The sequence below is a fragment of the Asanoa iriomotensis genome (genome assembly GCF_016862515.1).
GTDB lineage: Bacteria > Actinomycetota > Actinomycetes > Mycobacteriales > Micromonosporaceae > Asanoa > Asanoa iriomotensis.
This window is the reverse complement of record NZ_BONC01000003.1, coordinates 157,430-182,615: the sequence shown is the minus strand read 5'-3', so window position 1 is coordinate 182,615 and position 25,186 is coordinate 157,430. Positions and strand designations below refer to the sequence as shown.

Here is a 25,186-nt window from a genome sequence, read left to right as displayed (position 1 = left end):
GCGCCGGTCGTGGGCGCGCGCCTGCGGCGAACCTCGCCGCTGACGCCACCCGCGACCGGCGCACGCCCGCCGGCTGCGGAGCCACCGAAACCGCGTCCGCCGCCCGCAGGCGGGCTGCTAGCCCGAGGCGGCATCGTAGGCCTCCGTCAGCCAGGCGCGGACTTCTTCGTCGACCTGTCGTGCTTCGGTGAAGGCGACCACGTTGGCGATCAGGTCGGCCGAGACTCGCATCGTGCGGCGGACGCGCTCGTTGTCGATCTTGTGCGGGAGCACCAGCATCAGGTCGACCGCCCGCGCGCGTGGGCGGACCTCGGCCAGCGTGCGGTCGGTCTTGAGGAAGACGCCGACCTTGACCGCGTCGGTGTGCACCGGACCGAGGCTCTGCACGTGCGCCAGGATGGCGTCGAAGATGGCGCGCCACTCGGGACGGTGTGGCGTGAAGGTCTCGTCGATCGTGCCGGCCGGCACGCAGACGTGCGACTGCCGGGTGCGACCGAACTCGCGCTCACACGACGGACAGGTCCATCTGGTCATCGCCGCTCACCTCCCGGCGGGCCAGTGCGGCGGCGACGCCGTCGAGCAGCAGGCGCAGGCCCGACTCGAAGACCGCCTCGATGTCGTAGTCGAAACCCTGCTCTGCCACATAGCGCAGGGCCGAGGACCGCTCGGGTGCCGCGTTCAGCACAGCCTCGATCTCGCCGCCGTGCTGGTCGGCCCACTCGTCGTTGGTGACGCCGGTGTCCGCGCGCGCACGTAGCTCGGTGTCGAGGCTGAGCGCACTGGCCCGCACGTGGCCGAACAGGGTCAGGTGGATGTGCATCATGTCGTCGACGCCGAATCCCAGCGCGCGTAGCGTGCCCAGGCTCCATTCCGAATAAGGCAGAAGATTCGGTAGTAGCTGCGGGCGCGTCAGCGACAGCGGATCCGCGGCCCACGGGTGGGCCTCGAACGACCGCCACATCTGCCGCGCCGCGGTTTCGAGCCGGGTGCGCCAGTGTGCGGGAAGCTCGTCGGGAAGCGGGGCTTCACCGAACACCGCGTCGATCATCGCGAGGATCAGCTCCTCTTTGCCTGGGACGTGCCGGTAAAGGGACATGGTGGCCACGCCGAGGTCGGCGGCCACGCGGCGCATGGTCAGCATGGACAGGCCCTCGGCGTCGGCGATCGCGATCGCCGACCGGACGACGCGGTCGCGGTTGAGCTCGGCGTCGGCGGGTCGGCGCAGCCGCGGGGTCGGGTCGCCGTGGAAGCCGCCGGCGTGCGCCGGGAGGCCCAGCTCGATGACCATCTCGACGGGCGGGCTGCCGCGGTCGAGAACGACGCTGCCCGCACCGGAGCGGGTCTCCACCAGACCGGCCTCGCGGAGCGCGTTGATCACCTTGGTCGCGGTCGCCATCGCGACACCCCAGTCGCGGGTGATCTCGCGGGTGGATGGGATCCGATCGCCGGGAGCCAGGTCACCACGCGCGATGCGCTCACGGATCTCCGCGGCGATCCGCCGGTAGGGCGCTTCCTCGTGCATGGCTCTCGTGCCTCCTCCGTACTAGTGCGCATGAAGACCGTATCACGTGCTGAGTAGTGCGCTATACAACGTACGCACGCGTGTTGTACGTTGTACGCGTCCCACCGCGACACGGGAGGCAGACCATGAACGTCCTCATCTCCGGAGCCGGCATCGGCGGGCTCGCCCTGGCGCACTGGCTCGGCCGGCACGGCATCCAGGCGACTGTCGTCGAGCGCGCGCCCGCTCTTCGCTCCGGCGGCCAGGCCATCGACATCCGCGGCGCGGCCCGCACGGTCGTCGACCGGATGGGCATCCTCGACGCCATTCGGGCGCGACACACCGGAACACACGGCATCGTGTACGTCGATCGTGCGGGTGCGCCCGTCGCCCGCATGTCAGGCGACGACTTCGGTGACTCCGGCGGCGTGGTTGCCGAGATCGAGATCCTCCGCGGCGACCTGGTGCGCATCATGCGCGACGCGGCGCCCGCGGCCGAGTTCCTGTTCGACGACCACATCACCGCGCTGCACGACGGCCTGGAGGGCGTCACGGCCACGTTCCACCGCGCACAGCCGCGCATGTTCGACGTGGTCGTCGGCGCCGACGGGCTGCGCTCGGGCGTCCGCCGGCTGACCTTCGGCGGCGACCGGGAGACCGTACGCGACCTGGGAATGTACGGCTCGTTCTTCGCCGCCCGCACCTCGCTCGACCTCGAAGGCTGGGAGATGATGTACAACCTGCCCGCGGGCAACGGCGTCGGTGGCCGGGTGCTGCTGCTCTATCCGGTGGGTCGCGACGGCGAGGTACGCGCGATGTTCTCCTGGCACTCACCCGACCTGGGCCACGACCGGCGCGACACAGCGACACAGAAGGCCTTGGTCGCGGAGGTGTTCGCCGGCGCCGGCTGGCAGATCCCCCACCTGATCGAGCAGATGTGGCCGGCTGACGACTTCTACTTCAACCGCAGCGGCGCCACCCGCCTCGACCGCTGGTCACAGGGCCGCGTCACGCTGCTGGGCGACGCCGCGTTCGCCGGCTCGATCGGCATGGGCACGAGCATGGCGCTGGTCGGTGCCTATGTGCTCGCCGGCGAGTTGGCGACGGCACCGGATCCGGCGACGGCATTCAGCGGCTACGAGAGCGGCATGCACGACTTCGTGACCCGCAACCTCAAGCGCCCGCCGGGCGGCGACAGCGGTTTCGCCCCGGCGTCCCGGGCCGGGATCTGGCTACGCAACCAGGTCATCCGCACGATGACCAAGCTCCCCGGCAAGAGCGCGATGACCGGCAACCTCCAGGCGTCCGCCAACGCCATCACGCTCAAGGACTACCCGATGACCAGCGACCAGCTGACGACGCCCTGACCGCTTCGACAGCCGGCGCGGCCCGACGCAGCGCGACCCGAGGCGGGCGCGCGCCAGCGCGGCGCGGGCCAGCGTTGGGCGGGGCGGCGCGGGGCAGCGTTGGACGGCGCGGCGCGGCGTGGGGCAGCGCGGACCGGCGCGGCGCGGGGCGACGCGGCGGGCGGGGCGACGCGGCGGGCGGGGCGACGCGGCGGGCGGCACGGACCGGCGTGGCTCCGGGCGACACGAGCCAGCGACGCGGGCCAGCGCGACGCGGCGTGAGGCGGCGCGGCGCCGCGTGGTGGCGCGCCGCATGGCGGCACGGCGCGTGGCGGCACGGCGCGTGGCGGCACGGCGCGTGGCGGCACGGCGCGTGGCGGCACGGAGAGCGCGGCGCGCGGAGAGCGTGGCGGTTAGTGGCCCAGGCCGTCGATGGCGGCCATCTCTTCGGCGGAGAGCTTGAAGCCGAAGACGTCGCCGTTCGTGTGGATGCGGGCCGGTGTCACCGACTTCGGGATCACGACGATTCCATGTTGGATGTGCCAGCGGACCACGACCTGGGCCGGTGACACGCCGTGCGCCTGCGCGACCCGGGTGAGGACCGGGTCGCCGAGGCGGGTGGTTTTGAAGGGGCTGTAGCCCTCGAGGACTACGCCGCGCTCGTGGTGGCCTTTTACCTCGGCCGCGTTGAAGAGGCGCGGACCCCATTTGATCTGGTTGACCGCCGGGGCTTCGCCCGTCTCGGCGATCAGCGAGTCGATCTGGGCGAGCGAATAGTTGCTGACGCCGATCGTGCGGGTCTGGCCCGCGTCGCGGATTTCGATCAGGCGGCGCCAGAGGTCTACCAGGCTGCCGCGGGACGGTGGCCAGTGGATGAGCCAGAGGTCGAGTTGGTCGACGCCCAGCATGCGCAGGCTTTCGTCGATTGTGCGTTGTTCGCGGCCCGCGCGTTCCGGAGGGAGTTTCGTGGTGATGAAGATTTCTTCGCGGGGCACCGCGCTTTCGGCGATCGCGCGGCCGACCAGGTCCTCGTTGCCGTATGCCGTCGCCGTGTCGATGAGACGGTATCCGGCGTCGAGCGCTACCGACACGGCCCGGTGGGCGCTTTCGCCGTGTGCCTGCCACGTGCCGAAGCCGAGCAGCGGCATCCGCACGTTGCCGGGCAGCTTGACGGTTGGTTGTGCGGTGGATGAGGTCATGACCTTTTCTACCCGTCCATCAGGTTGGCATGCCCGAAGCCCGCGGTGCGCGGCGGCGGCCCATCCCGGACAATATCGTCATGGCCGACCGGCTGGAGGAATACCGCCGTAAGCGTGACGCGGGGCGCACCCCCGAGCCGGTGCCCGAGGCGGCGCCCGAGCCCGGCGGCAACGATCGCTTCGTGATCCAGCAGCACCATGCCCGCGCGCTGCATTGGGACCTCCGCCTGGAGCGCGACGGTGTGCTGGTCAGCTGGGCCGTGCCGCGCGGGCTGCCGCGGGACCAGGTGCGCAACCACCTCGCCGTCCACACCGAAGATCATCCGATGGAATATCTCGACTTCCACGGCGAGATCCCGGCGGGTGAGTACGGCGGTGGCCGGATGAAGGTGTTCGACACCGGCACCTACGAAACGGAGAAGTGGAAGCCCGACGAGGTCATGTTCACGCTGCACGGGTCCCGGGTGTCCGGCCGCTACGTGCTGTTCCGCACCGGGCGGCCCGAGCCCGGCAAGCGGGAGGACTGGATGATCCGGCGCATGTCGCCGCCGGCCGACGGGTGGGAGCCGCTGCCCGAGCTGATCCGCCCGTCACGGCCGACTCCGACCGACACGCTGCCCGAGAACGACGACGACTGGGCGTTCGAGATGCGGTGGGACGGCACGCGGGCGGTCGCCTACGTGTCCGGCGGCCGGGTCCGCCTCATGTCGATGTCCGACCAGGACATCAGTGGCGCCTACCCGGGAGTACGGGAGATGGGTCAAGCCCTGGCTCCGACCGAGGCCGTGCTCGACGGCGAGATCATCGCCTTCGACCGGCAGGGCCGCGTCCGCCAGGCCCCGGCCACCGCACCTGGGCGCCGGCCGCCGCCGGGGCTGGTCGTCAGCTACCTCGTCTACGACCTGCTCTGGTTGGAGGGGAAGCGCACCACCGACCTGCCCTACACCCAGCGACGCGAGCTCCTCGACGGCCTCGCGCTGTCCGGCCCGGCCTGGCAGACCCCGCCCGCCTTCCACGGCGGCGGCGAGTTCGCCCTGGACGCCGCTCGCGAGCAGGGCCTACCGGGCATCGTCGCAAAACGCCTGGACGCGAAATACACACCTGGCCGCCGCACCACCGATTGGCTGCGAATCGACGCGACCTAGAAAACTACGCAGGCGGCTCGTCCTGGCCGCTTTCCTCCAACCGGTCCGCTTCCTCCTTCGTCCGGTGCACCGCGTCCGAAGCGTGCTCCGGCGGCCCGTACACCGTGTAGAGCACCAACGGGTTGGGGCCCTTGTTGACGAAGTTGTGCTTGGTGCCGGCGGGCACGAAGACGAGATCACCGGGGTTGACCGGCTTCCGCTCTCCCGCGACCCGGGCCTCACCCACCCCGCTGACGAAGGTCAGGAGCTGGTCCGTGTGCTCGTGGACCTCCTCACCGATCTCCCCGTCCGGTGGAATGGTCATGATGACGAGCTGCGTGTGCTTGCCGGTCGCCAGCACCCGGCGGAAATCCGGGTTCTTGTCGGCGACCGCGGCGATCGTGAAGTGCTCCATGCACCATCCATACCCGGCCGATTAATGCCGCGAACGAGGTTTGGCACATCCGTTCACCGGGCAGTGGATGGCATAACCAGGTCCTCGTCGATGTACCGCCCTCGGGCTGCACCGACGGGAGACGGTCAAAACTCCCGACCGCGGCGAGCACCGGCGCCGCGGTGCGGGAGTTTTAAGCGGTGCGGGAGTCCCCCGTTCGGCGAATGGACCCCCGTCGTTCCCCGCGCTTAACTGCACCCAGATGGCCAGCAGCGGCGAGGTCGACGTCTGGCCGGCGGCCGGCACCGGCCCGGCATCCGGCCGGTTCGCCCATGTCATCGAGATCGACCGCGACGGCGACTGGCAACCGCCCGACCCGCGGCCCTGGAGCACCCTGACCCGGATCGCCGCCGCCGCCTTCACCATCGCCGTCGCCGCCGGGGTCTGGTTCGCCGGCATCGCCCGGCCGACCTCCCTCGCGCCGATCTTCCAGCGGCCCGGCGCGGCCGAGGTGATGGCCCTCGACGGCACACGGGCGTACGTCTCCGGCGACAGCTCCGTGCGTGCCTACCAGCTCGCCGACGGCACGTACCTCTGGTCCCGGCCCGTCATCGGCCTGGCCAACCTGCTCGTCCTCGGCAGCGACCGGCTCGCCGTGGCCACCGTCGACGTCGGCCAGCGGCCCCTGGTCGAGGTCCTCGACGCCCGCACCGGCGACGTCGTCTGGCAGCGCCAGACCCGCTTCGTCGCCCGCGCCGGCGACGTGCTCGTCGTCAGCGGCCCCCTGAGCGGCAACCAGATCCCCCTGCGCGGGCTCGCGATCGCCGACGGCACTCCACGCTGGAGCGTCGACATGGAACCCACCGCCACCGTCGCCGGCACCCGGCACACCGACCAGATCGAGGTGCTGCCCGGCCACCTCCGCGTGCGCGACCTGACCAGCGGCCGGATCGTCGTCGACGTCCCGGAGCCGGCGACCGCCGCCAGGGCGACCGTCGTCGGCGGCACCGCGCTGGTCGTCGACGAGACCGGCATGATCACCGCGCACGACGCCGGCGACGGCCGCTTCCTCTGGCGCCGGCCGACGCCCCTGATCGGGATCTTCTCCGGGTTCGGCGACTGCGGCCGCTACATCTGCCACCTCAACGACCGAGGCACGGTCGCGCTCGACCGGTTGAGTGGCCGCCAGGCCTGGACGGCCGACAAACGCTACCTGTCGATGCCGGTCGACGAGGAGCACATGTTCGTCGCGGAGACGTTCGAGGGCTTCGACGGACCGGGCACGGCGGTGGTCGACCCCCGCAACGGCCAGGTCCGCGCCGAGACCGCGCCGTGGCGGGCGCTCGGCGCGATCGATGGTCCGGAACTGCTGGTCTGGCGGTACGACGGCCCGCGTCGCCAGCTCATCGGCCTCTTCGACGCGCTGTCGGGCCGCACACGGGTCATCGGCCGCGCCGACGGCTGGGTCTCCCCGCCCACGTGCGTGATGGACCCACAGCACGTCCTCTGCGCCAACACGTTCGACTTCGCCGCCTGGCCACGATGAAACGACAGTCCCCCAAAGGGAGGACAATATGGAGAGACCGGGAGTCTGCCTGTAATTATCGCATTTCCCGTGTCTTCGACGTCCAGGTTTCCCAGCCCCTCTGGAGTGCCATGAACAGCCAGTCGCTGGCGGCCGAGTTCGCGACCCGTACCTCCGGCTTCTGGTCCTCCATGACCCGCGAGGCGCTGGCTGACTGGGTGGTCCGCGCCGACGCCGAGCCACAGCCGTTCGGCGCGCTCCCGTCCGCGGTGCCGCGGCTGCCCGGCCTCATCCGCGCGATCAACGACGCCGACGCGAAAAGCTTGCGTGAGGTCGCCCTCGGCATCGCCGGCATCGTCATCCGCACCACGGTGCCGGCCGCCGCCGAGTCCGCCGGCCAGCACTGGCTGCTCACCCCGTACGCGAACGGCGCCGAACGCTGGTTCCGCCTCACCGTCGGCATGTGCTGGGCGGCCGAGGTCAGCTACTTCGACGACGGCCGGATCACCACCGCCTTCCGGATGGCCGAGTCACCGATCAGCCGCGCCCTCACCGACGGCACGCTGCGCAAAGAGGACCTGGACAAGTTCGGCATCGCCAAACGCACCACCGACCTGCGTACGTTCGCCGAGGACGCGATCGTCTACCACTGCCCCGACATCGACGGCCTGCTCTGGTTCCTCGACCAGCCGGCGGTCGGCGAGGCCATCCGTCTGATGAACGCCCGCCTGGTCGCCAGCGGCCAGTTCGCCTGGCACAGGAGCTACGACCCGGACCTGGCCGAGGAAGCGTGGGCCGCCGCCGAGGCCCTGTCGCTGCCGGACCCCTTGGACCGGCCGATCGAAGCGAAGTACCAGGGCCGACACACCCCGGGCGCCTTCCCCGAATGGCAGGCGGTCAACGCTGAGGCGCACGAAGCGGCCCGCGACGAGCACGACCGCCTGCTGGTCCAGCTGATGACCAAGCTCAACGAGGTCGGCATCAAACCGTTCCAGCCCACCAGCCCACGGGCGGACCTGGCCTGGCGCACCCCGGACGGGCGCCTGCACGTCGTCGAGGCGAGGAGCATCCTCGGCCCGACCGAGGCCGACCGGCTGCGACTGGGCCTGGGCCAGGTCCTCGACTACCGCCACCGCCTGGACACCAGCGGCCGCCCTCAGGCGTACCTGCTGGTCAGCACCCTCGACGACCGCCAATGGCACGCCATTTGCGCGGAGGTCGACGTCCGCCTCCTGGTCGCCACCGAGCAGCAGACCTGGAACCTGCTCTGACGCCGAAGAAACTCCAACGCCGAAGAAAAAGCGACCGCCGGACCCCGCGAAGAGGCCCGGCGGTCACAAGGCGGATTACGGCTGGAAGTCGCCGCGGCTGGTGGCGTCCACGAAGGATTGCCAGGCCGTGCGGCTGAAGGTCAGTGCAGGGCCGGATTTGTCTTTCGAGTCGCGGACGCCGATTTCGCCGCCCAGCGTTGCCCATTCGACGCATCCGCCGTTAGCACCACTGTAAGTGGACTTCGTCCAGGTGACTGCTTCGTCACTCATTGTACAACTCCTCCGAGAGCGCCCGGATTGCGCGAGTCGATTGTGCACTGTCTAATGCCCGCTCGGAAGCGCTTTGCCAGATTGACTCGTACATATCCACCTCCCGGGTCTTGTCGAGGTAGAGGGCGCCGGTCGGGCCGTCGCTGTAGACGGTCGGCGGCTCCGGATCCCGGCCACGCTGGTCGGGGAAGTCGAGAATCGCGAAACCGCCGCCCGAGGCCCAGCGATGCAAACCCGCGGAAAACGGGAGCAAGCGCACAGCGACATTCGGCCGGTCATTCGCCTCGATGAGATAGCGCAGCTGGCCCGCCATCTCCGAGGGCGACCGCAACGGCCGCCGCAGCACCGCCTCGCTGATGATGACCTCCAACGCGGGCGGCGGCGGCAACCGCCGGTCCAGCAGGTTCTGCCGCTCCATCCGCACCGCGAGCCGCCGCTCCTGCTCCTCCCCGGACAGCTCCGGGTCGTCCAGGGCGATCACTTCCCGCGTGTACGCCTTCGTCTGCAACAAACCCGGCACGATGTCGGTCTGCAGATAGCGCAGCCGCCGGGCGGCCGCCTCGAGGCCCACGTACAACTCGAACCAGGACGGCAGCGCGTCGCCGTACGACTGCCACCAGCCTTTCGCTTTGGTCTCGCGGGCCAGGCCCATCAGTGCCTCGGTCAGATCCGCCGACGCGTCATAAAGTTCGCACATGGCCTTGACGTCGAGGGCGCGCATCCCTACAGTTCCGTTTTCGATCCGCCAGATCCGTGGCGTCGACCATTCCAACGCGTCGGCCGCCGCCTTGACCGTGACCTGGGCGTCTTCGCGAGCCCTTCTCAGGTATCGGCCGAGTTGACGTCGTGGAACTGTCGAACCGTGGTCTTCGGTCGGCATGTTCGTTCCTCTCCCGAACAGCGTTTCCGTAGTGGACACCCACAGATCATTGCGTCTTCATACCGCGTGGGCGGAATTCTGCTCCGCAACATTGCGTTTGGGAAGGGTCACGCCCAACATTCAACTCATGACCAGTCGGAAGCGGCGAAATCAACCGGCAGTCACGGGGCGGCAATCATGATCGACGCTGGCAATGTGATCGAATGCCCGCCGGGCAGCTGGAAGTTCACCGGATCGCCGCACACCCTGTTCCTCCGCGTGGAAAAGGTGCGGGCGGACCTGAGCGGCTTCTACGAGGGTGAGCTGTGGATCGAGGGCCAGCAGCTCGCGCGCGACGGCACGCCGCTCGGCCGGCTCCAGGCCCTCGTCACCGTGGCGCTGATCCGGGTGCTCCAGCCATAGCCGGCGAGGCGAAGCCAACACCGCCGCGCCGCCGGAACAGCATCAGCGACAGCCCGGCGGCGCCGATCGCCAGCACGCCCGCGACGTACCAGGCCAGGTCGTAGTTGCCGAGCTGGTCGCGGACGATGCCGGCCGCCGACGCCGCGAGCGCCGCGCCGAACTGGTGCGACGCGAACACCCAGCCGAACACCACGGCACCGCGGTCGCCGAAGTACTCGCGGCACAGCGCCACCGTCGGCGGCACCGTCGCGACCCAGTCGAGCCCGTAGAACAGGATGAACACCACCATCGACGGGCGCACGGCGTCGCCGAACAGCGCGGGCAGCAGCAAAAGCGAGCCGCCGCGCAACGCGTAGTACCCGCCGAGGAGCACGCGGCTGTCGAACCGGTCGGTGAGCCAACCCGAGGCGATCGTGCCGGCGATGTCGAACAGCCCGATCAGCGCGAGCAGCGACGCCGCCGTCGTCTCGGTCATCCCGTGGTCGTGCGCCGCCGGGATGAAGTGTGTGCCGACCAGCCCGTTGGTCGTCGCCCCACAGATCGCGAACCCACCGGCCAACAGCCAGAAGGCGCGGGTCTTCGACGCGTCACGGAGCGCCGAGACCGCTCGGCGGGCCGCACCTCCCGAGACGACCGGCGGCACGACCTCCGTGCCGCCGTAGGCCGGAATGCCGAGGTCGCTCGGGTGGTCACGCAACAGCCAGAGCACCAGGGGTACGACGGCCAGCGCGGCACCGGCGACCACCAGCGAGGCGGTCCGCCAGCTCGACCGCTCGACCAGCAACGCCAGCACCGGCAGGAACACGAGCTGCCCGGTCGCGCCGGCGGCGGTGAGCACGCCGGTGACCAGGCCGCGGCGCTTGACGAACCAGCGGCCGGTGACCGTGGCGACGAACGCCAGCGCCATCGAGCCCGTGCCGACACCGACCAGCACGCCCCAGAGCAGGATCAGCTCGGCGCTCGTCCGCATGAACACCGTCAACCCGCTGCCCAGCGAGACCAGCAGCAGCGCGGCCGCCACCACCCGCCGGATCCCGAACCGGTCCATCAGGGCCGCCGCGAACGGCGCCGTGAGCCCGAAGAGCAGCAGGTTGACCGAGACGGCGGCGGAGATCGTCGCGAGCGGCCAGCCGAACTCCGCGTGCAGCGGGTGGATGAGCACACTCGGCGTGGCACGGAAGCCGGCCGCGCCGATCAGCGCGACGAAGGCGACGGCGGCCACGAGCCAGGCAGGGTGAACGAGACGGCGCACGGAGAAGAGCATGCGTGACCAGGGGTACGCGCCGCGAGTGGCCGGGCAGCCATCATGCGCAATAATTCGGCCATGCCCCACCGCATCGCCGTCCTCGCCGTCGACCAGGTGGTCGGCCTCGACCTCGGCACCCCCGCGCAGGTCTTCGGCACGGCCCGGGACGCCGACGGCCAGCAGTTCTACCAGGTCGACATGTGCACGTCCGGCGGCCTGCCGGTCCGCTGCACCGCCGGCTACACGGTGCACCCCGACCACGACCTGGCCCTGACCGAGACCGCCGACACGGTCATCGTGCCCGGGATCCACGACGGTCCGGCGCTGACCGACGGCACGGTCGACCCGGCGGTCGCCAGCGCGCTGCGGGCCGCGCACGCCCGCGGCGCCCGGCTGATGTCCATCTGCACCGGCTCGTTCGTGCTGGCCGCCGCCGGCCTCCTCGACGGCCGCCGGGCCACCACGCACTGGGCGTACGCGGACCGGTTCCGCCGGTTCCACCCCGCCGTCGACCTGGACCCCGGCGTCCTGTTCGTCGACGACGGCGACATCCTCACGTCCGCCGGCGTGGCCGCGGGCATCGACCTCTGCCTGCACGTGATCCGCCGGGACCACGGCGTGGCCGTGGCCAACCACGCCGCCCGGCGCTGCGTGGTGCCGCCGTGGCGGGACGGCGGCCAGGCGCAGTTCATCGAGCGCCCGCTGCCGGCCGGCGACGGTGCGGCGTCCACGGCGGCCACCCGGTCCTGGACGCTGGAGCGGCTCGGCGAGCCGCTGACGCTGTCGGCGATGGCCACGCATGCCAACATGAGCGTCCGGACGTTCACGCGGCGGTTCCGGGACGAGACCGGGGTCAGCCCGGCCCGGTGGCTGCTGAGTCAGCGCACCGACCACGCCCGCCGCCTGCTGGAGACCACCGACCTGGGCGTCGACCAGGTCGCCCGGCACGCCGGATTCGGCACGGCGGCCGCGTTGCGGCAGCAGTTGCACGCCGCGATCGGTGTGTCGCCGACCACGTACCGTCGCACGTTCCGGCCCCCCACTGGCGATCGGGTGCCGGTATAGGCGACTATGCCTGCCATGCAACCGCAGGAGCGACCGGGCGGCCGCGTGTACGGCGGCGGGCCCAGCTATGGCGAACCGACCAGCGGCGGACCGCACTACGGCACGCCGACCAGCGGCGGCCCGAGCTACGGTGCGCCGACCAGCGGCGGGCCGAGTTACGGCGCGCCGACCAGCGGTGCACCCAGCTACGGCGGCCCACCGAGCGGCCCGCCCAGCGGCCCACCGAGCGGCCCGACGAACTACGGCGGCGGGCGACCACGGCGGTCGAGCCGGGGCGGCACAGGTCGCGACCCGATGATGGTCGCCGCCGTCGCGATCGGCGTCATCGGCGTCATCCTCGGCATCCTGTTCGCGACCGGCGTCTTCGCCGGCGACAACCCGACCCCGCCCGCACCACCGCCGGCGACGGCACCGGCCTCACCGGCCCCGACCACCGCCGGCGGCTGAGAGCTAAGCCGCCCGGGAGCCTCGGCGACCGCGCCGGGCGCGGATGTAGTCGGAGACCACGTACGCGCCGAGGTCGCCGGACGACGGGGTGAACACCCGTCCCCCGCTGCGCTGGGCCACCGCGTCGACGAACCGCCGCAGCCCCTGGTCCTCGCCGAGCATGAACAGGTTGAGCGTCGCGCCGTAGCGGGTCAGCCGGTCGACCTCCTGCACGGTCGCGGTGATGGTCTCCCGGGTCGGCGGCCACATGAACACGGGGTAGCCGTCCTCGTCGACGTGCGCGGTCGGCTCACCGTCGGTCACCACCAGCACGACCGGCTCGGCCTCCGGGTGCTTGCGCAGGTGCCGGCCGGCCTGGCGGAGCGCGTCGTGCAGGTTGGTGCCCTGCTCGTAGTCGGGCTCGATCGCCGCCAACTCGGCCTGCGAGAGCGGCGCCGCCGACCGGCCGAAGCCGATGATCTGCAGCGCGTCCTGCGGGAACCGGGTGGCGACCAGGTGCGAGAGGGCCAGCGCGGTCTGCTTCATCGGGCCCCAGCGCCCCTCGGAGACCATCGAGAACGACAGGTCGACGCAGAGCGCGACGGCCGCCGAGGCGCGCCGCTCGGTCTCCACGACCTCGAAGTCCTCGACCGCCAGCGAGACCGGCACGCCGGCACCCCGCCGGGCCACCGCGCGGGTCACCGTGCGGACGACGTCCAGCGGCTGCTCGTCGCCGTACTCCCAGGGCCGGGAGGCACCGGTCACCTCGCCGGCCGCGCCCGCGTCGCGCAGGTCGTGCTGGCCGCGCCGGCCACCGGCGAGGTCCGCGAACACCCTGTTCAACGCGGTGCCGCCGAGCCTGCGCAGGGCCTTCGGCGACAGCGTCAGACCGTCAGCGTCACGGGTGACCCAGCCCTGCCGGCGCATCTCGCGCTCCAGCTCCTGGAGCCGGCGCACGTCGTCGGCCGCCGACCGGCCCAGCGCCCGCTCGACCGCCTCGACGTCCACGTCGTCGAGCGTCGCGCCGGGGTGCTCCTGACCGAGCTGGTCGATCAGGTCGTCCAGCTCGCCGATCTCCTCCAGGGCGCCCGTCGCCTCGCCGTACCCGAGCGGCTCCTCGCCCCTCATCCGCTCGCGGCGGTCCCAGCCCAGGTCGGGGCGCAACGCCCGCAGGTTGTCGGTGAGCGCGCCCATCTCCCGGGCCAGGTCGCCGTTGCCGAGCGCCTGCTGCATCAGCGACGCCAGTTCCTCGCGCTGCTGCGGCGACAGCGAGCGCATGAGCCGCTCACCGGCCGCCGCCCGCCGGGCCAGCGCGTCGACCAGCTCGTCGACGCTCTGCGGCTGCTCGGGGAAGTAGTCGCCGTGCCGGCGCATGAACTCCGCGAACTGGTCGGTGGTGTCCTCGCCACGGGCGTGCCGGGCGAGCAGCGCGTTGAGGTCACGCATCATCTCCGCGACGGCCTGCTGCGCCGCCGGGTCCTGCAGGCTCTGCTGGAGCCCGCGGAACCGCTGCTCGACCACCTCGTCGCGCAGGCCGTCGAGGATCTGCTGGTAGAGCTGCCGGCCCTCGTCGCTGGCCCACTGGTATTCGCGCAGCTCCTCGACGGCCCGCGCGGTCGACCGCGGCAGGTTGTCCAGGATGGCCGAGTTGAAGGCCGCCGCCTCGTCGTCGCGGCCCGACAGCTCGTCGCGCTCGGCGGCCAAGGCCTGGTCGAGCAGCTGCTGCGCCCGGGTCACCGCGCCGTCGAGCTGGCCACGGCGCATCGCGTCCCGGCGCATCCGGCGTGCCCGCGCCTGCAGGTCGTCGAGGCCGCCGCGACCGGACAGGCCACGGCGGAGCAGGTTGCGCAGGGCGTCCCGGAGCGAGCCGCCCTCCAGCACGTCGGCGCCGACCTCGTCGACCGCGGCGCGGACGTCGTACGGCGGCGCGAGCGGGTCCGGCCCGCCCTCCCACGCGCCGTAGCGGTTGCGTTTCATCCCCGGCTGCCGTACATCGTGCGACCGTCGCCGCTGGCCTTGGACATCCGCCGGGTCAGGTGCAGCCCCTCCAGCACGAACTCGATGCCGGCGGCGGCCTCGCCACGGTTGGGCGCGTCGCCGAGGCCGAGCCGGTCGAGCACCTTCGCGAGCCCGGGCAGCGTGCCGACTTGGCGGAGGATCTCCTCGGCCGGCACGAGCTCGCCGGTCTCGACGATGTCGCCCTCGGCGACCAGGTTGACGAAGCTCGACAGGTCGAGCCCGGCCAGCCGGGCGCGGAACGTCTCGGCGGTCGCCGTACGCAGCAAATGGGCCAGGATCTCGATCTCCCGGCCCTCCTCGCCGCTCTCGAACTCGACCTTGCCGCGCAAGGTGCTGGTCACCGACTCGGTGTCGCCGATCCGGGCCACCGCCTCGGTCTCGCCGAGCAGGCCGGAGCGGCGCAGCGCGGCGGCGGCGACCGTCTCGGCCGCCGCGATCGGGAACCGGGCGGAGACACCCGACCGGGCGTCGACCGATGGCGACTCGCGGACCGCGCGGGCGAACCGGGCCACGACCTCCAGGACGTGATCGGGTACGGCCGCAACCAGGTCGGCCTCCTGGCGCACCAGGTCGAGCTCGAGGTCGAGCTCCAGCGGGTAGTGGGTGCGGATCTCGGCGCCGAACCGGTCCTTGAGCGGCGTGATGATCCGCCCGCGGTTGGTGTAGTCCTCGGGGTTCGCGCTCGCCACCAGCAGCACGTCCAGCGGCAGCCGGAGCTGGTAGCCGCGGATCTGGATGTCCCGCTCCTCGAGCACGTTGAGCAGGCTGACCTGGATCCGCTCGGCGAGGTCCGGCAGCTCGTTGACGGCGAAGACGCCGCGGTTGGTGCGCGGCACGAGTCCGAAGTGGATGGTCTCGGGGTCGCCGAGGGTGCGGCCCTGCGCGACCCGGATCGGGTCGACGTCGCCGACCAGGTCGCCGACGCTGGTGTCGGGAGTGGCCAGCTTCTCGCCGTAGCGCATCGACCGGTGCAGCCAGTCGACCGGCTGACCGTCGCCGTTCTCCTCGACCGCGCGCCGGGACGACGGCGTCAGCGGGCGCAGCGGGTGTTCGTTGAGTTCGGACCCGGGCAGCACCGGGGTCCACTCGTCGAGCAGCCCGACCAGCGACCGGATCAGCCGGGTCTTGCCCTGGCCGCGCTCGCCCAGCAGCACCATGTCGTGACCGGCCAGGATGGCCCGCTCGACCTCGGGCAGCACCGTCTGGTCGTAGCCGACGATGCCGGGGAAACGAGGCTCGCCGGTGCGCATCCGCTCCAGCAGGTTGGCCCGGAGCTCCTCCTTGACCGTCCGATAGGTGTAGCCGGCGGCCCGCAGCTCCCCGACCGTACGAGGCAGGTTTTCTGTCACCCGACCGACGCTATCTCGCGATCGTTCCGGGCGCGTATCGCTCACGGCGAACAACGGGTGGACAGGATGTTCCCGATGTAACTAGTGTGACGCACATGAGTCCTTACCTTGACGCGGCCGCCTGGCAGGAGAGCTGGGACCGTCAGCAAGAGGCGTTCCTCCCCGATCGCGAGGAGCGGTTCGCCGCCATGCTGGACATCGTCGAGGCCGTCGCCGGCCCCGCACCCCGGGTGCTCGACCTGGCCGGCGGCACCGGATCGATCTCGCTGCGGACCCTGCGTCGCTTCCCCCGCGGCACCACCACCCTGGTCGACGTCGACCCGGTGCTGCTGACCATCGCAAGGGCCAGCCTCGACGACCGCACCGCGATCGTCGCCACGGACCTGCGCGAGCCGTCCTGGACCGCTGACCTGCCGGACGACGGCTACGACGCCGTGCTGTCCGCCACAGCCCTGCACTGGCTCGACGGCGGGCGGCTGGCCGCCCTCTACGGCGAGGTCGCCGGCCTGCTCCGGCCCGGCGGCGTGCTGGTCAACGCCGACCACATGCCCGACGAGGGCCTGCCGGTGCTGAGCGCGACCCTGCGCGACCGGGCCCGCGAGCGCCGCAACGCCCGCTACGCCGCGGGTGCCGCGATCTCGTGGCCCGCCTGGTGGGACCTGGTGGCCGGCGACGAGATCCTGGCACCGCACTACGCGGAGCGCACGAAGATCTTCGACAGCACCCACCACAACGACTGGACCCCGCCGGCCGCCTGGCACGAGTCGGCCCTGCGCGATGCCGGCTTCACCGAGGTCGGCCTGGCCTGGCGCGGCGGCACCGACGCCGCGGTGGTCGGGGTGCGCTAGACCAGGCTCATTCCTCCCGGCGCATGCGTTGGCGGGCCGCCTCGTACAACACGATCGTGGCCGCGGCCGCCGCGTTGAGCGACGACGCCGCGCCACCGATCGGGATCCGCACCATCTCGTGGGCGGCCTGCCGCCAGGCACCGCTGAGCCCGACCGTTTCGTTGCCGACCAGCAGGAGCGTCGGCCCGCGCAGGTCGGCGTCGGCCACGTCGACCGTGGCCCGCTCGTCGGTGCCCACCAGGCGCAACGGGGAAGCCCATTCCATGACCTCGGCCGTCGCCGACGTACGCACGACCGGCAGCGCGAAGATCGACCCCGTGCTGGCCCGGATCGCCCGCGGGTCGTACGGGTCCGCCGCGTGCCCGCAGACCACCAGCCCCTCGGCGCCGAACGCGTCCGCGGACCGGATCAGCGTGCCCAGGTTGCCGGGCGAGGTCGGCCGGTCGAAGAGCACGTAGAGCGGCGCCCCGGCCCGGTCCGGCACGTGGTGGCCGAGCCGGTCCAGCCGGTCCGGCGGCAGCCCGACCACGGCGACCAGCTCGGCGTCCTCCTTCTCACCCAGCTCGGCGTGCAGCTCGGCGGCCATCTCGACCGGCTCCGGGACCTTGTCGAGCAGCGCGGTCGCCCACTCGGACAGGCGCCGCCGGGCCGGGAAGATCAACTGACGGACCTCCCACCCGTGCTCGACCGCGAGGCTGATCGGGCGTACGCCCTGGACCAGGAACTCACCCGCCCGCTGCCGCTTGTTGCGATTGGTCAACAGCGCCTGCCACTGCTGGAACGTCGCGTTCCGCGTCGTGATCTTCACCGTGCCACCTCATTCCGCACGGGCCTGTGTTTACCATCGTCGGATTCGCCGGAGGACGTGGTGCGGCATTCGCCGCACCACGTCCGAGGAATCTAGTAGGCACTGGGGTGGCGGAAGTGGCTTTTCCGGAACGTGCGCGGGTAGTAGTGATCGGCGGCGGGGTGATCGGCACCTCGGTCGCCTACCATCTGGCTGCCCAGGGCTGGACCGACGTCGTCCTGCTCGAACGGGACAAGTTGACCTCAGGCACCACCTGGCACGCGGCCGGGCTCATGGTCACGTTCGGGTCGTTGTCGGAGACCTCGACCGAGATGCGGAAATACACCCGTGACCTGTACGCCCGGCTGGAGGCCGAGACCGGCCAGTCCACCGGGCTCAAGCAGGTCGGCTTCATCGAGGTGGCCGCCGACGCGGACCGGCTCGAGGAATACCGCCGCGTCTCCGCCTTCAACCGCCTCTGCGGCATCGACGTGCAGGAGATCGGGCCGGGCGAGATCAAGGAGCTGTTCCCGCTCGCGCACACCGACGACCTGCTGGCCGGCTTTTACGTCGCCGAGGACGGCCGGGCCAACCCGGTCGACGTGACGATGGCGCTGGCCAAGGGCGCCCGGCTGCGCGGCGCGACGATCATCGAGGGCGTGCCGGTGACCGGCGTGCTGCGCCGCGGCGACACGGTGACCGGCGTGCGCACCCCGCAGGGCGACATCGAGGCCGAGTACGTCGTCAACTGTGCCGGCATGTGGGCCCGGCAGCTCGGCGAGCAGGCCGGCGTCAGCATCCCGCTGCAGGCGGCCGAGCACTACTACCTGATCACGGAACCGATCGCCGGGGTGTCGGGCGACCTGCCGGTGCTGGAGGACCCGTCCTCCTACGGCTACTACCGCGAGGAGGGCGCCGGCCTGATGGTCGGGCTGTTCGAGGCGGAGTGCGCGCCCTGGCACGTCGACCGGGTCCCCGAGGCGTTCTCGTTCGGCACGATCCCACCGGACTGGGACCGGATGGCGCCGTACCTGGAGAAGGCGATGGCCCGCGTCCCGATCACCGGCGAGGTGGGCGTCCGCACGTTCTTCTGCGGCCCGGAGTCGTTCACGCCCGACCTGTCGCCGGTCTTCGGTGAGGCGCCGGAGCTGCGCAACTACTTCGTCGCGGCCGGGCTCAACTCGATCGGCATCCTGACCGGCGGCGGCATCGGCCGGGCGCTGGCGCACTGGATCGTCGACGGGCAGCCCGACATCGACGTGACGGGCATGAACATCGACCGGCTGGAGCGTTATCAGTCCACACCGGACTATCGCGCGACGCGTACCGTCGAATCGCTCGGCAAGGTCTATGCCACCCACTTCCCCGGCCTGTCGATGAAGACCGCGCGCGGCGCGAAGCTCTCGCCGTTCCACGACCGGCTGGTCGCGCAGCGCGCCTACTTCCGCGACGTCAGCGGTTGGGAGGGCGCCGACTGGTACGCGCCACCCGGCGTCGAGCCACGGGTCGCACAGCTCTCCTGGGGCCGGCAGAACTGGTTCCCCTACTGGGCCGAGGAGCACAAGGCCGCCCGCGAGGGCGTGATCCTGATGGACATGTCGTTCATGTCCAAATACCTGGTGCGCGGCGACGAGGCGGGCGCGATGCTCGACCACCTCTCGGCCGGCGCGGTGGACGGCGACCCGGAAAAGATCACGTACACCCAGTGGCTCAACGACCGCGGCACGCTGGAGGCCGACCTCACGGTCACGAAGCTCGCCGACGACCGGTTCTGGGTGGTCGCCTCCGACACCGCCCATCGCCACGCACTGTCCATGATGGAGCGCTCTGCCAAGGGCCGGCACGCCTTCGTCACCGACGTCACCGGCGGCTACGCGCAGCTCAACATCCAGGGGCCGCGCTCGCGGGAGCTGCTGCAGTCGGTCACCAGCGCCGACCTGTCCAACGAGGCGTTCCCGTTCCGCACCGCCCGCGAGATCGACCTCGGCTTCGCGCGCGTGCTCTGCGTCCGGATCACCTACCTGGGCGAGCTCGGCTACGAGCTCTACATCCCGACCGAACAGGCGATCCACGTGTACGAGCGGCTGACGGCGGCCGGCGCGGCGGTCGGGCTGCGGCACGCCGGGCTGAAGGCGCTGTCCAGCCTGCGGATGGAGAAGGGCTACCGGGACTACGGGCACGACATCGACAACACCGACTCGGTGCTGGAGGCGGGGCTGGGCTTCGCGGTCGCGCTCGACAAGCCGGGCGGCTTCGTCGGCCGCGACGCGGTTCTGGCCCGCAAGGCCGAAGGCCCGCTGCACCGCCGCCTGGTCCAGGTGCTGCTGACCGATCCGGAGCCGCTGATGTTCCACGGCGAGGTGGTCCGCCGCGACGGCGTCGCCGTGGGCTACATCCGCGCGGCGTCCTACGGCTTCACCCTCGGCGGCGCGGTCGGCCTGGCCATGCTCACCCGCGCGGACGGCGCCGGCCTGGACCAGGCGTGGCTGGACAGCGGCGAGTGGACGGTCGAGGTCGCCGACCGGATCGTGCCGGCCCGCTGCTCCCTGCGCCCCCTCTACGACCCCACCAACACCCGCATCCGCATGTAAGGAACGGTCCGTTGTTAACGGTTTCTGCATAGGAACGGTCCCTTGTTAACGCACGTCGGCAGCCGTGGCCGCAGGCGATGTTAATAACGAACCGTTCCTATGCGAAAAGCGTTAATAACGGACCGTTCCTTCGCCTGAAGCCGCTAGGCGGGCCGCGGCTGAGGCCGCGTCGCCGGCTAGGAGGGTCGTGCGGCCGGTGGCCGTGTGGAGACGCTCCCGCACCGCGGCGGACAGCTCCGGGACCGCGGTCAGGAGGCCGCCGGCGAGGACGATCGGGCCGGCGCCGGGTGGCAGCGCCAGCAGGGTCCGGGTCAGGCGGTCGGCGCCGTCGGCGACGATCGCCTCGGCGGCCGGGTCGCCGGTGCGGGACGCTTCGAACACCAGCGGGGCGAGGGCGGCCATCTTGTCGCGGGCCAGGCCGTAGAAGGCGCTCACGAAGCCCTCCGGCCCGGCGCCGCCGACGGCGGCGTGCACCGAAGAGACGAGCGGGCCGGTCGCGCCGGCGTGCAGGGCGTGTGCGGTGTGGCGGGCCGCAGCCACGCCGAACCAGAAGCCGGAGCCCTCGTCGCCGAGCAGCCAGCCGATCCCGTCGACCCGCCGGCGCACCGACCAGTCGACGATCTCGCAGGCGATCGCGCCCGTGCCCGCGATCAGCACCGACCCGGTCGGCCGGTCGTGGCCGCCGGACGCATAGGCCACCACCGTGTCGGCGACCGTGCGCAACGGCACCGGCACCCCGGTCGACGACCAGGCCGCCGCGTAGGCCGCGGCTCCTTCCGGCGTCGCGAGACGGCTGTAGCCGGCCACGCCGACCACCGCACCCACCACCCGCGCCGCGTCGAGGTCGCCCAGCGCCGCTCGGACCGCGCCGACGAGGGCGGAAGCCGCCTCGGCCGGCGGGCGCGCCACCGGGTTGCCCGGCCCGCCGCGCGCACGGCCGACCACGGTTCCGTCGACTGTGGTCACCACGACGCGCGTGCTGGTGCCACCGCAGTCGCCACCGATCACCAACGGCTCGTTCACGACACACATGCTGCGCCGCACCCGCCCGGAAAGCCAGGACGACAATGACCGCATGACGATCGGCGCCGATAGCTATCTCGCGGCCGTCAGGGCCGCGATCGACCACGTCGCGACGACCCAGGCCGATGGGGTACGGCGGGCCGCCGACCTGGTCACCGCGGCGCTGCGCGCCGGTGGCGTGGTGCAGGCGTTCGGCGCCGGCCATTCCGAGGCGCTGGCCATGGAGATCGCCGGGCGGGCCGGCGGCCTGGTGCCCGCCAACAAGATCGCCCTGCGCGACCTGGTGCTGTTCGGCGGCGCGGACCGGACCGTGCTCAACGACCCGTTCCTGGAGCGCGACCCGGCGGTGGCCCACCGGCTGTTCGAGCTGGTGCCGGTCGAGCCCGCCGACGTCTTCGTGATCGCCTCCAGCTCCGGGGTCAACGGCGTCGTGGTCGAGCTGGCCCGGATCGTCAAGGAGCACGGGCACGGTCTGATCGCGGTCACCTCGCTGGCGCACACGATGGCCGTGTCGCCCAAGCACCCGTCCGGCCGGCGCCTCGCCGACCTGGCCGACGTGGTGCTCGACAACGGCGCGCCCTACGGCGACGCGGCGCTGCCCGTCGGCGACGGCGGCGCGAAGGTCGGCGCGATCTCCTCGATCACCGGCGCGCTGCTCGCCCAGCAACTGGTCTGCGAGGTGGTCGCCCGGATCGTCGCGTCGGGCGAGACGCCGCCGATCTACATCTCCTACAACGTGCCCGGCGGCGACGAACACAACCGGCAGCTTGAAGCGCGTTACGCCGGCCGCATCCGCCGCACCGCCTCCTGACCGCCGCCCTGCGGCAAGATGACGGGCATGACGACCGCACTGTGGTACGCGGAATTCGCGGCGGCTGAGGCGCGCGGCGTCTCACCGGCCTACGAACGACTGGCGGACGCGGTGTCCCGCGACGACGAACTGATCGCCCTGCTCGACGGGCTTCCGGAGGCAAAGCGCCAACCCAACCTGCTGTTCGGCGTGGTCCGTTGGCTCGGCGGTCCGGTCGGCGACCCGGCCGAGTTCCGGGCCTACGCCCTGGCCAACTGGGCGACGATCGCCGCGGCCATGCGCACCCGGGCCACGCAGACCAACGAGGCAGGCCGGTGCGCGGTGCTGCTGCCGGTGCTGGCCGCGTTGCCGCAACCCCTCGCGCTGCTGGAGGTGGGCGCGTCCGCCGGCCTCGGCCTCTATCCCGACCGGTACGCGTACCGCTACGGCGACCAGGTCGTGGGGTCAGGCGAGCCGTTGCTGGAGTGCGCGGCCACCGGCCTCACGCCGCCGACCGCGTTGCCGGAGGTGGTGTGGCGGGCGGGACTCGACCTGAACCCGCTCGACGTCACCGAGCCCGCCGACGTGGCCTGGCTCGACGCGCTGATCTGGCCCGAGCACCAGCACCGCCGCGACCGGCTGCGGGCCGCTGCCGCGGTGGCTGCCGCCGACCCTCCGCTGCTGGTCCGCGGCGACCTCGTCGACGACCTGCCGGCGCTGGCGGCGCAGGCACCGCCCGGCGCGACGCTGGTCGTCTTCCACACCTCGGTGCTCTACCAGGTGCCGCAGCCACGGCGGGACGCCTTCGTCGCGCTGGTCCGCGACCTGCCCGGGCACTGGGTGGGCCTCGAGACACCCGACGTGCTGGGCCTGCCCGCGCTGCCCCCGCCGCCCGCTCCCGGGCTGCACAACGTGCTCACCCTGGACGGCACGCCGCTGGCGTACGCGCGCGGGCACGGCCAGGAGCTGAGCTGGTTCGCTCTCACACCCTGACCCGCACGCCGTTCGCGAACGCGCCGCTGTGCAGCTCGATCATGGTTGGCGTGGCGCCGGCCGGAATCGCCCAGGAGACCTGCGCGAGCCGCTGGTCACCGGGCGCCAGTGGCGCGGCGAACACGTCGCGGCCGCCGTTGGCCGCCCGGGTCGCCATCTCGTCGGTGTGCACGGCCAGGTCACCGGCGACGGCCAGCCGTTGCAGGTGCGGGTGCCAGAACTCGGGCGTCGTGCTCCGGTTGGTCAGCCCGACCACGGCGGTGCAGCGCTGGCCGGAGCCCTCGGGCACGCAGACGAACCGGTACGCGGTGAACTCGAACGCGTTCTCCCGCAACGGCGTGCCGAGCGCGCCGGACGACGTCGGCCCGATCCAGCCCGATCCGGGCCCGCGTTGTGCCGTCTCCGAGGTGGCCGATGCCAGCTTGGGCAGACCCAGCGCCACCACCAGCACGCCAAGGCCGGCCAGCAGCACCAGCGCCGTCACCACGGCGACGCCGGCGCGGCCCCGGTCGGTGAGCGCGGTGACCCGGGCGGCCGCGCGCGGCCAGCCGTACCGGACGAAGAGGACGGTGGCCGCCACGAGCAGCATGCCCAACACCGGGACCCACCAGTGCCGCCACCACGGCTCGGGTTGCGGGTCGAGGACCGCGGGTCCGGCCGGTGTCCAGACCGACGCCGCGCAGTCGATGGGCTCACCGGCCAGGCCGACGTAGGCGCACGCCGCGCCGGACACCGGTGTGCCGCCGTGTGCGGGCGTGAAGGTCGCGGTCAGCGTGGTCGCCTCGTACGGGCCGAGGCGCACGGGCCAGACGATCTCGTTCGGCGACCCCGGGCCGGGCGAACCGCCCGGCCCGGGTGCCGGGTTCGTGGCCGTCACGCCGGCGCCGTCCGGAATGCTCTGCCGGACCGACAGTTCGGTCGGCGCGGCCGTGAAGTTGCGGACGACGACGTGATATTCCGCGTCCCGATGTCCCGTGCTGGTCACCGCCACGTCCACCTGACTGGCGTCGGGCTGTGCCGCCGCCGCGGGCGCCGCCGCCACGGGCAACGCGGGTGCCAGGAGCGCGAGAGACAAGGCAGTACGAAGCATGGCCGATCTCCCCCCGTTTTCCACGGTAGGAAGACCGGCTCTCGCCTCGGTGTGAACCCGGGATCCGGGCCGGAATCGACGGCCCCCGGTTACCCTCCGCTCACAGCTCCTTGACCGCGGAGCGCTCGGCGCCGATCGGCCGGTAGCCGAGCCACTCGTTGATCGCCAGCATCGGCTTGTTGATCTCGTCGTTGCCGGTGTATCCCTCGGTGAACCCGGCGTCCCGCGCTGCCCGGAATGCGACTGATTTGGCGATCTTCGCCAAACCGCGACCGCGGTAGGCGCGCCGGGTGCCCGTGCCGGTGGACATGAACCGGCCGGACTCGCGATCCGCGTAGAGGAAGGTCATCGTCGCGGGCTCGCCGTCGACCAGCACGACGTGGCTGAGGTCCTTGTCGACGTTGGGGTCGTGCCAGATGTCCTCGAACCAGTCGTCGTATTCGATCTTGTCGAACGGGGTGTCGGACGGCTCGTCGGCCATGGACTCGACGTCGACCGCGAACACCGCCTCGGGCCCGGCCTCGGCCATGGTCGCGACGGTCACGCCGGCGGGGATCGGTGGCGCCTCCGGCAGGTCGGCCAGCAGGAGCCGCTGGTAACGCACGTCGTAGGTGAGGGTGAACCCACGCTTTTCGAGGAAGCGCAGCGTGTCGGGCTCGTCGACGGCGTGGACCACCAGCTTGCGGCCACCCACGGACCGCAGGTGGGCCTCGACCGCGGCGAGCAGCGCGTTGCCGATGCCCCGCCCGCGCACGTCGGGTCGCACGATCGTCGTGGCGCCGGCCGCGCCGGCCTCGGAGGTGAAGATATTGAGGTCGGCCCGGGCGAAGCCGGCCAGCCCCTGCTCGTCGTCGACGGCGAACAACGCACCCTTGGCGTTGCGCGCGGCCAACTCCCAACCGTGCCGCAACCCCGCGACGGTGTTGACCTGCCAGGGAAAGACCTGGTTGCGAATCGCGAGCAGGGCGGCAGCGTCGTCGGCGGTGCCGGGCCGGACGGTAGTCATGCGACCTGTCTAACAGCCCCCGCAACCGGATTTACGGATGG

Annotated in this window: 24 protein-coding genes; 11 read left to right on the top strand and 13 right to left on the bottom strand. The window is 71.9% G+C overall.

The genetic code is table 11. The features are described from left to right. Positions 1-117: 117 nt before the first annotated feature. Both Air01nite_RS04005 and Air01nite_RS04000 read right to left on the bottom strand, forming a co-directional pair. Positions 118-534 (bottom strand): DUF5655 domain-containing protein, encoded by a 417-nt coding sequence (locus Air01nite_RS04005; protein WP_203700402.1) that lies wholly within the window; start codon positions 532-534, stop codon positions 118-120. Beyond that, on the bottom strand, positions 506-1,522 hold the full coding sequence (locus Air01nite_RS04000; RefSeq protein ID WP_203700401.1) for a GntR family transcriptional regulator: 1,017 nt from the start codon (positions 1,520-1,522) through the stop codon (positions 506-508). Before Air01nite_RS04000 ends, Air01nite_RS04005 begins: the two co-directional genes overlap by 29 nt. 125 nt (positions 1,523-1,647) lie before the next feature. On the opposite strand from Air01nite_RS04000, the gene Air01nite_RS03995 reads away from it, so the two are divergent. Next, positions 1,648-2,868 (top strand): FAD-dependent monooxygenase, encoded by a 1,221-nt coding sequence (locus tag Air01nite_RS03995; protein ID WP_203700400.1) that lies wholly within the window; start codon positions 1,648-1,650, stop codon positions 2,866-2,868. Between the two features lie 392 nt (positions 2,869-3,260). Here the strand turns inward: Air01nite_RS03995 and Air01nite_RS03990 are convergent, their stop codons facing one another. Beyond that, a complete protein-coding gene (locus tag Air01nite_RS03990; protein ID WP_239090473.1) occupies positions 3,261-4,046 on the bottom strand; it encodes an aldo/keto reductase in 786 nt (261 codons plus the stop codon). Between the two features lie 80 nt (positions 4,047-4,126). Between Air01nite_RS03990 and Air01nite_RS03985 the strand changes: the two genes are divergently transcribed. Further along, a complete protein-coding gene (locus Air01nite_RS03985) occupies positions 4,127-5,191 on the top strand; it encodes a DNA polymerase ligase N-terminal domain-containing protein (protein ID WP_203700399.1) in 1,065 nt (354 codons plus the stop codon). A 4-nt stretch (positions 5,192-5,195) separates the two neighbouring features. On the opposite strand, the gene Air01nite_RS03980 is transcribed toward Air01nite_RS03985, so the two are convergent. Further along, on the bottom strand, positions 5,196-5,585 hold the full coding sequence (locus Air01nite_RS03980) for a cupin domain-containing protein (protein ID WP_203700398.1): 390 nt from the start codon (positions 5,583-5,585) through the stop codon (positions 5,196-5,198). 241 nt (positions 5,586-5,826) lie between these two features. Here Air01nite_RS03980 and Air01nite_RS03975 point away from each other — a divergent pair, with 241 nt between their 5' ends. Both Air01nite_RS03975 and Air01nite_RS03970 read left to right on the top strand, forming a co-directional pair. Continuing rightward, positions 5,827-7,110: an outer membrane protein assembly factor BamB family protein gene (locus Air01nite_RS03975; protein WP_203700397.1), complete on the top strand. Its 1,284-nt coding sequence runs from the start codon at positions 5,827-5,829 to the stop codon at positions 7,108-7,110. A 110-nt stretch (positions 7,111-7,220) separates the two neighbouring features. Continuing rightward, entirely contained in the window at positions 7,221-8,360 is a 1,140-nt protein-coding gene (locus tag Air01nite_RS03970; protein WP_203700396.1) for a hypothetical protein, read from the top strand. A 75-nt stretch (positions 8,361-8,435) separates the two neighbouring features. On the opposite strand, the gene Air01nite_RS03965 is transcribed toward Air01nite_RS03970, so the two are convergent. Further along, positions 8,436-8,630 (bottom strand): DUF397 domain-containing protein, encoded by a 195-nt coding sequence (locus Air01nite_RS03965; RefSeq protein WP_203700395.1) that lies wholly within the window; start codon positions 8,628-8,630, stop codon positions 8,436-8,438. After that, on the bottom strand, positions 8,623-9,510 hold the full coding sequence (locus tag Air01nite_RS03960; RefSeq protein WP_203700394.1) for a helix-turn-helix domain-containing protein: 888 nt from the start codon (positions 9,508-9,510) through the stop codon (positions 8,623-8,625). The genes Air01nite_RS03965 and Air01nite_RS03960 overlap by 8 nt, the downstream gene beginning before the upstream one ends. Positions 9,511-9,687: 177 nt before the next feature. Here Air01nite_RS03960 and Air01nite_RS03955 point away from each other — a divergent pair, with 177 nt between their 5' ends. Beyond that, the gene (locus Air01nite_RS03955; RefSeq protein ID WP_203700393.1) at positions 9,688-9,912 is read left to right on the top strand and encodes a hypothetical protein; all 225 of its coding nucleotides are present in this window, start codon (positions 9,688-9,690) and stop codon (positions 9,910-9,912) included. Here Air01nite_RS03955 and Air01nite_RS03950 read toward each other — a convergent pair. Further along, entirely contained in the window at positions 9,878-11,164 is a 1,287-nt protein-coding gene (locus Air01nite_RS03950) for an MFS transporter (RefSeq protein WP_239090472.1), read from the bottom strand. The genes Air01nite_RS03955 and Air01nite_RS03950 overlap by 35 nt on opposite strands. 54 nt (positions 11,165-11,218) lie before the next feature. Between Air01nite_RS03950 and Air01nite_RS03945 the strand changes: the two genes are divergently transcribed. Both Air01nite_RS03945 and Air01nite_RS03940 read left to right on the top strand, forming a co-directional pair. Further along, positions 11,219-12,223 (top strand): GlxA family transcriptional regulator, encoded by a 1,005-nt coding sequence (locus Air01nite_RS03945; RefSeq protein WP_203700391.1) that lies wholly within the window; start codon positions 11,219-11,221, stop codon positions 12,221-12,223. A 15-nt stretch (positions 12,224-12,238) separates the two neighbouring features. Then, complete coding sequence (locus Air01nite_RS03940) at positions 12,239-12,670, top strand: hypothetical protein (protein ID WP_203700390.1); 432 nt, start codon at positions 12,239-12,241, stop codon at positions 12,668-12,670. A 3-nt stretch (positions 12,671-12,673) separates the two neighbouring features. Here Air01nite_RS03940 and Air01nite_RS03935 read toward each other — a convergent pair whose 3' ends face one another. Both Air01nite_RS03935 and Air01nite_RS03930 read right to left on the bottom strand, forming a co-directional pair. Then, positions 12,674-14,626, bottom strand: a complete 1,953-nt coding sequence (locus Air01nite_RS03935) for a VWA domain-containing protein (RefSeq protein ID WP_203700389.1) — start codon at positions 14,624-14,626, stop codon at positions 12,674-12,676. Further along, a complete protein-coding gene (locus Air01nite_RS03930; RefSeq protein WP_203700388.1) occupies positions 14,623-16,017 on the bottom strand; it encodes a sigma 54-interacting transcriptional regulator in 1,395 nt (464 codons plus the stop codon). Before Air01nite_RS03930 ends, Air01nite_RS03935 begins: the two co-directional genes overlap by 4 nt. 95 nt (positions 16,018-16,112) lie before the next feature. Here Air01nite_RS03930 and Air01nite_RS03925 point away from each other — a divergent pair, with 95 nt between their 5' ends. Continuing rightward, positions 16,113-16,865 (top strand): class I SAM-dependent methyltransferase, encoded by a 753-nt coding sequence (locus Air01nite_RS03925; protein ID WP_203700387.1) that lies wholly within the window; start codon positions 16,113-16,115, stop codon positions 16,863-16,865. A gap of 7 nt (positions 16,866-16,872) precedes the next feature. Here the strand turns inward: Air01nite_RS03925 and Air01nite_RS03920 are convergent, their stop codons facing one another. After that, a complete protein-coding gene (locus tag Air01nite_RS03920) occupies positions 16,873-17,673 on the bottom strand; it encodes a TrmH family RNA methyltransferase (protein WP_203700386.1) in 801 nt (266 codons plus the stop codon). Between the two features lie 116 nt (positions 17,674-17,789). Between Air01nite_RS03920 and Air01nite_RS03915 the strand changes: the two genes are divergently transcribed. Continuing rightward, positions 17,790-20,243 (top strand): GcvT family protein, encoded by a 2,454-nt coding sequence (locus Air01nite_RS03915; protein ID WP_203700385.1) that lies wholly within the window; start codon positions 17,790-17,792, stop codon positions 20,241-20,243. 111 nt (positions 20,244-20,354) lie between these two features. Here Air01nite_RS03915 and Air01nite_RS03910 read toward each other — a convergent pair whose 3' ends face one another. Next, a complete protein-coding gene (locus Air01nite_RS03910; RefSeq protein ID WP_203700384.1) occupies positions 20,355-21,266 on the bottom strand; it encodes an N-acetylglucosamine kinase in 912 nt (303 codons plus the stop codon). 52 nt (positions 21,267-21,318) lie between these two features. Between Air01nite_RS03910 and Air01nite_RS03905 the strand changes: the two genes are divergently transcribed. Continuing rightward, positions 21,319-22,077, top strand: a complete 759-nt coding sequence (locus Air01nite_RS03905; protein ID WP_203700383.1) for a sugar isomerase domain-containing protein — start codon at positions 21,319-21,321, stop codon at positions 22,075-22,077. A 27-nt stretch (positions 22,078-22,104) separates the two neighbouring features. Then, positions 22,105-23,049, top strand: a complete 945-nt coding sequence (locus Air01nite_RS03900) for a DUF2332 domain-containing protein (RefSeq protein ID WP_203700382.1) — start codon at positions 22,105-22,107, stop codon at positions 23,047-23,049. Here the strand turns inward: Air01nite_RS03900 and Air01nite_RS03895 are convergent. Both Air01nite_RS03895 and Air01nite_RS03890 read right to left on the bottom strand, forming a co-directional pair. Continuing rightward, positions 23,039-24,139 carry a hypothetical protein gene (locus tag Air01nite_RS03895; protein ID WP_203700381.1) on the bottom strand — a complete coding sequence of 367 codons (1,101 nt, stop codon included), beginning with the start codon at positions 24,137-24,139 and terminating at the stop codon, positions 23,039-23,041. The genes Air01nite_RS03900 and Air01nite_RS03895 overlap by 11 nt on opposite strands. Positions 24,140-24,239: 100 nt before the next feature. Continuing rightward, positions 24,240-25,145 (bottom strand): GNAT family N-acetyltransferase, encoded by a 906-nt coding sequence (locus tag Air01nite_RS03890; protein WP_203700380.1) that lies wholly within the window; start codon positions 25,143-25,145, stop codon positions 24,240-24,242. Positions 25,146-25,186: the final 41 nt, after the last annotated feature.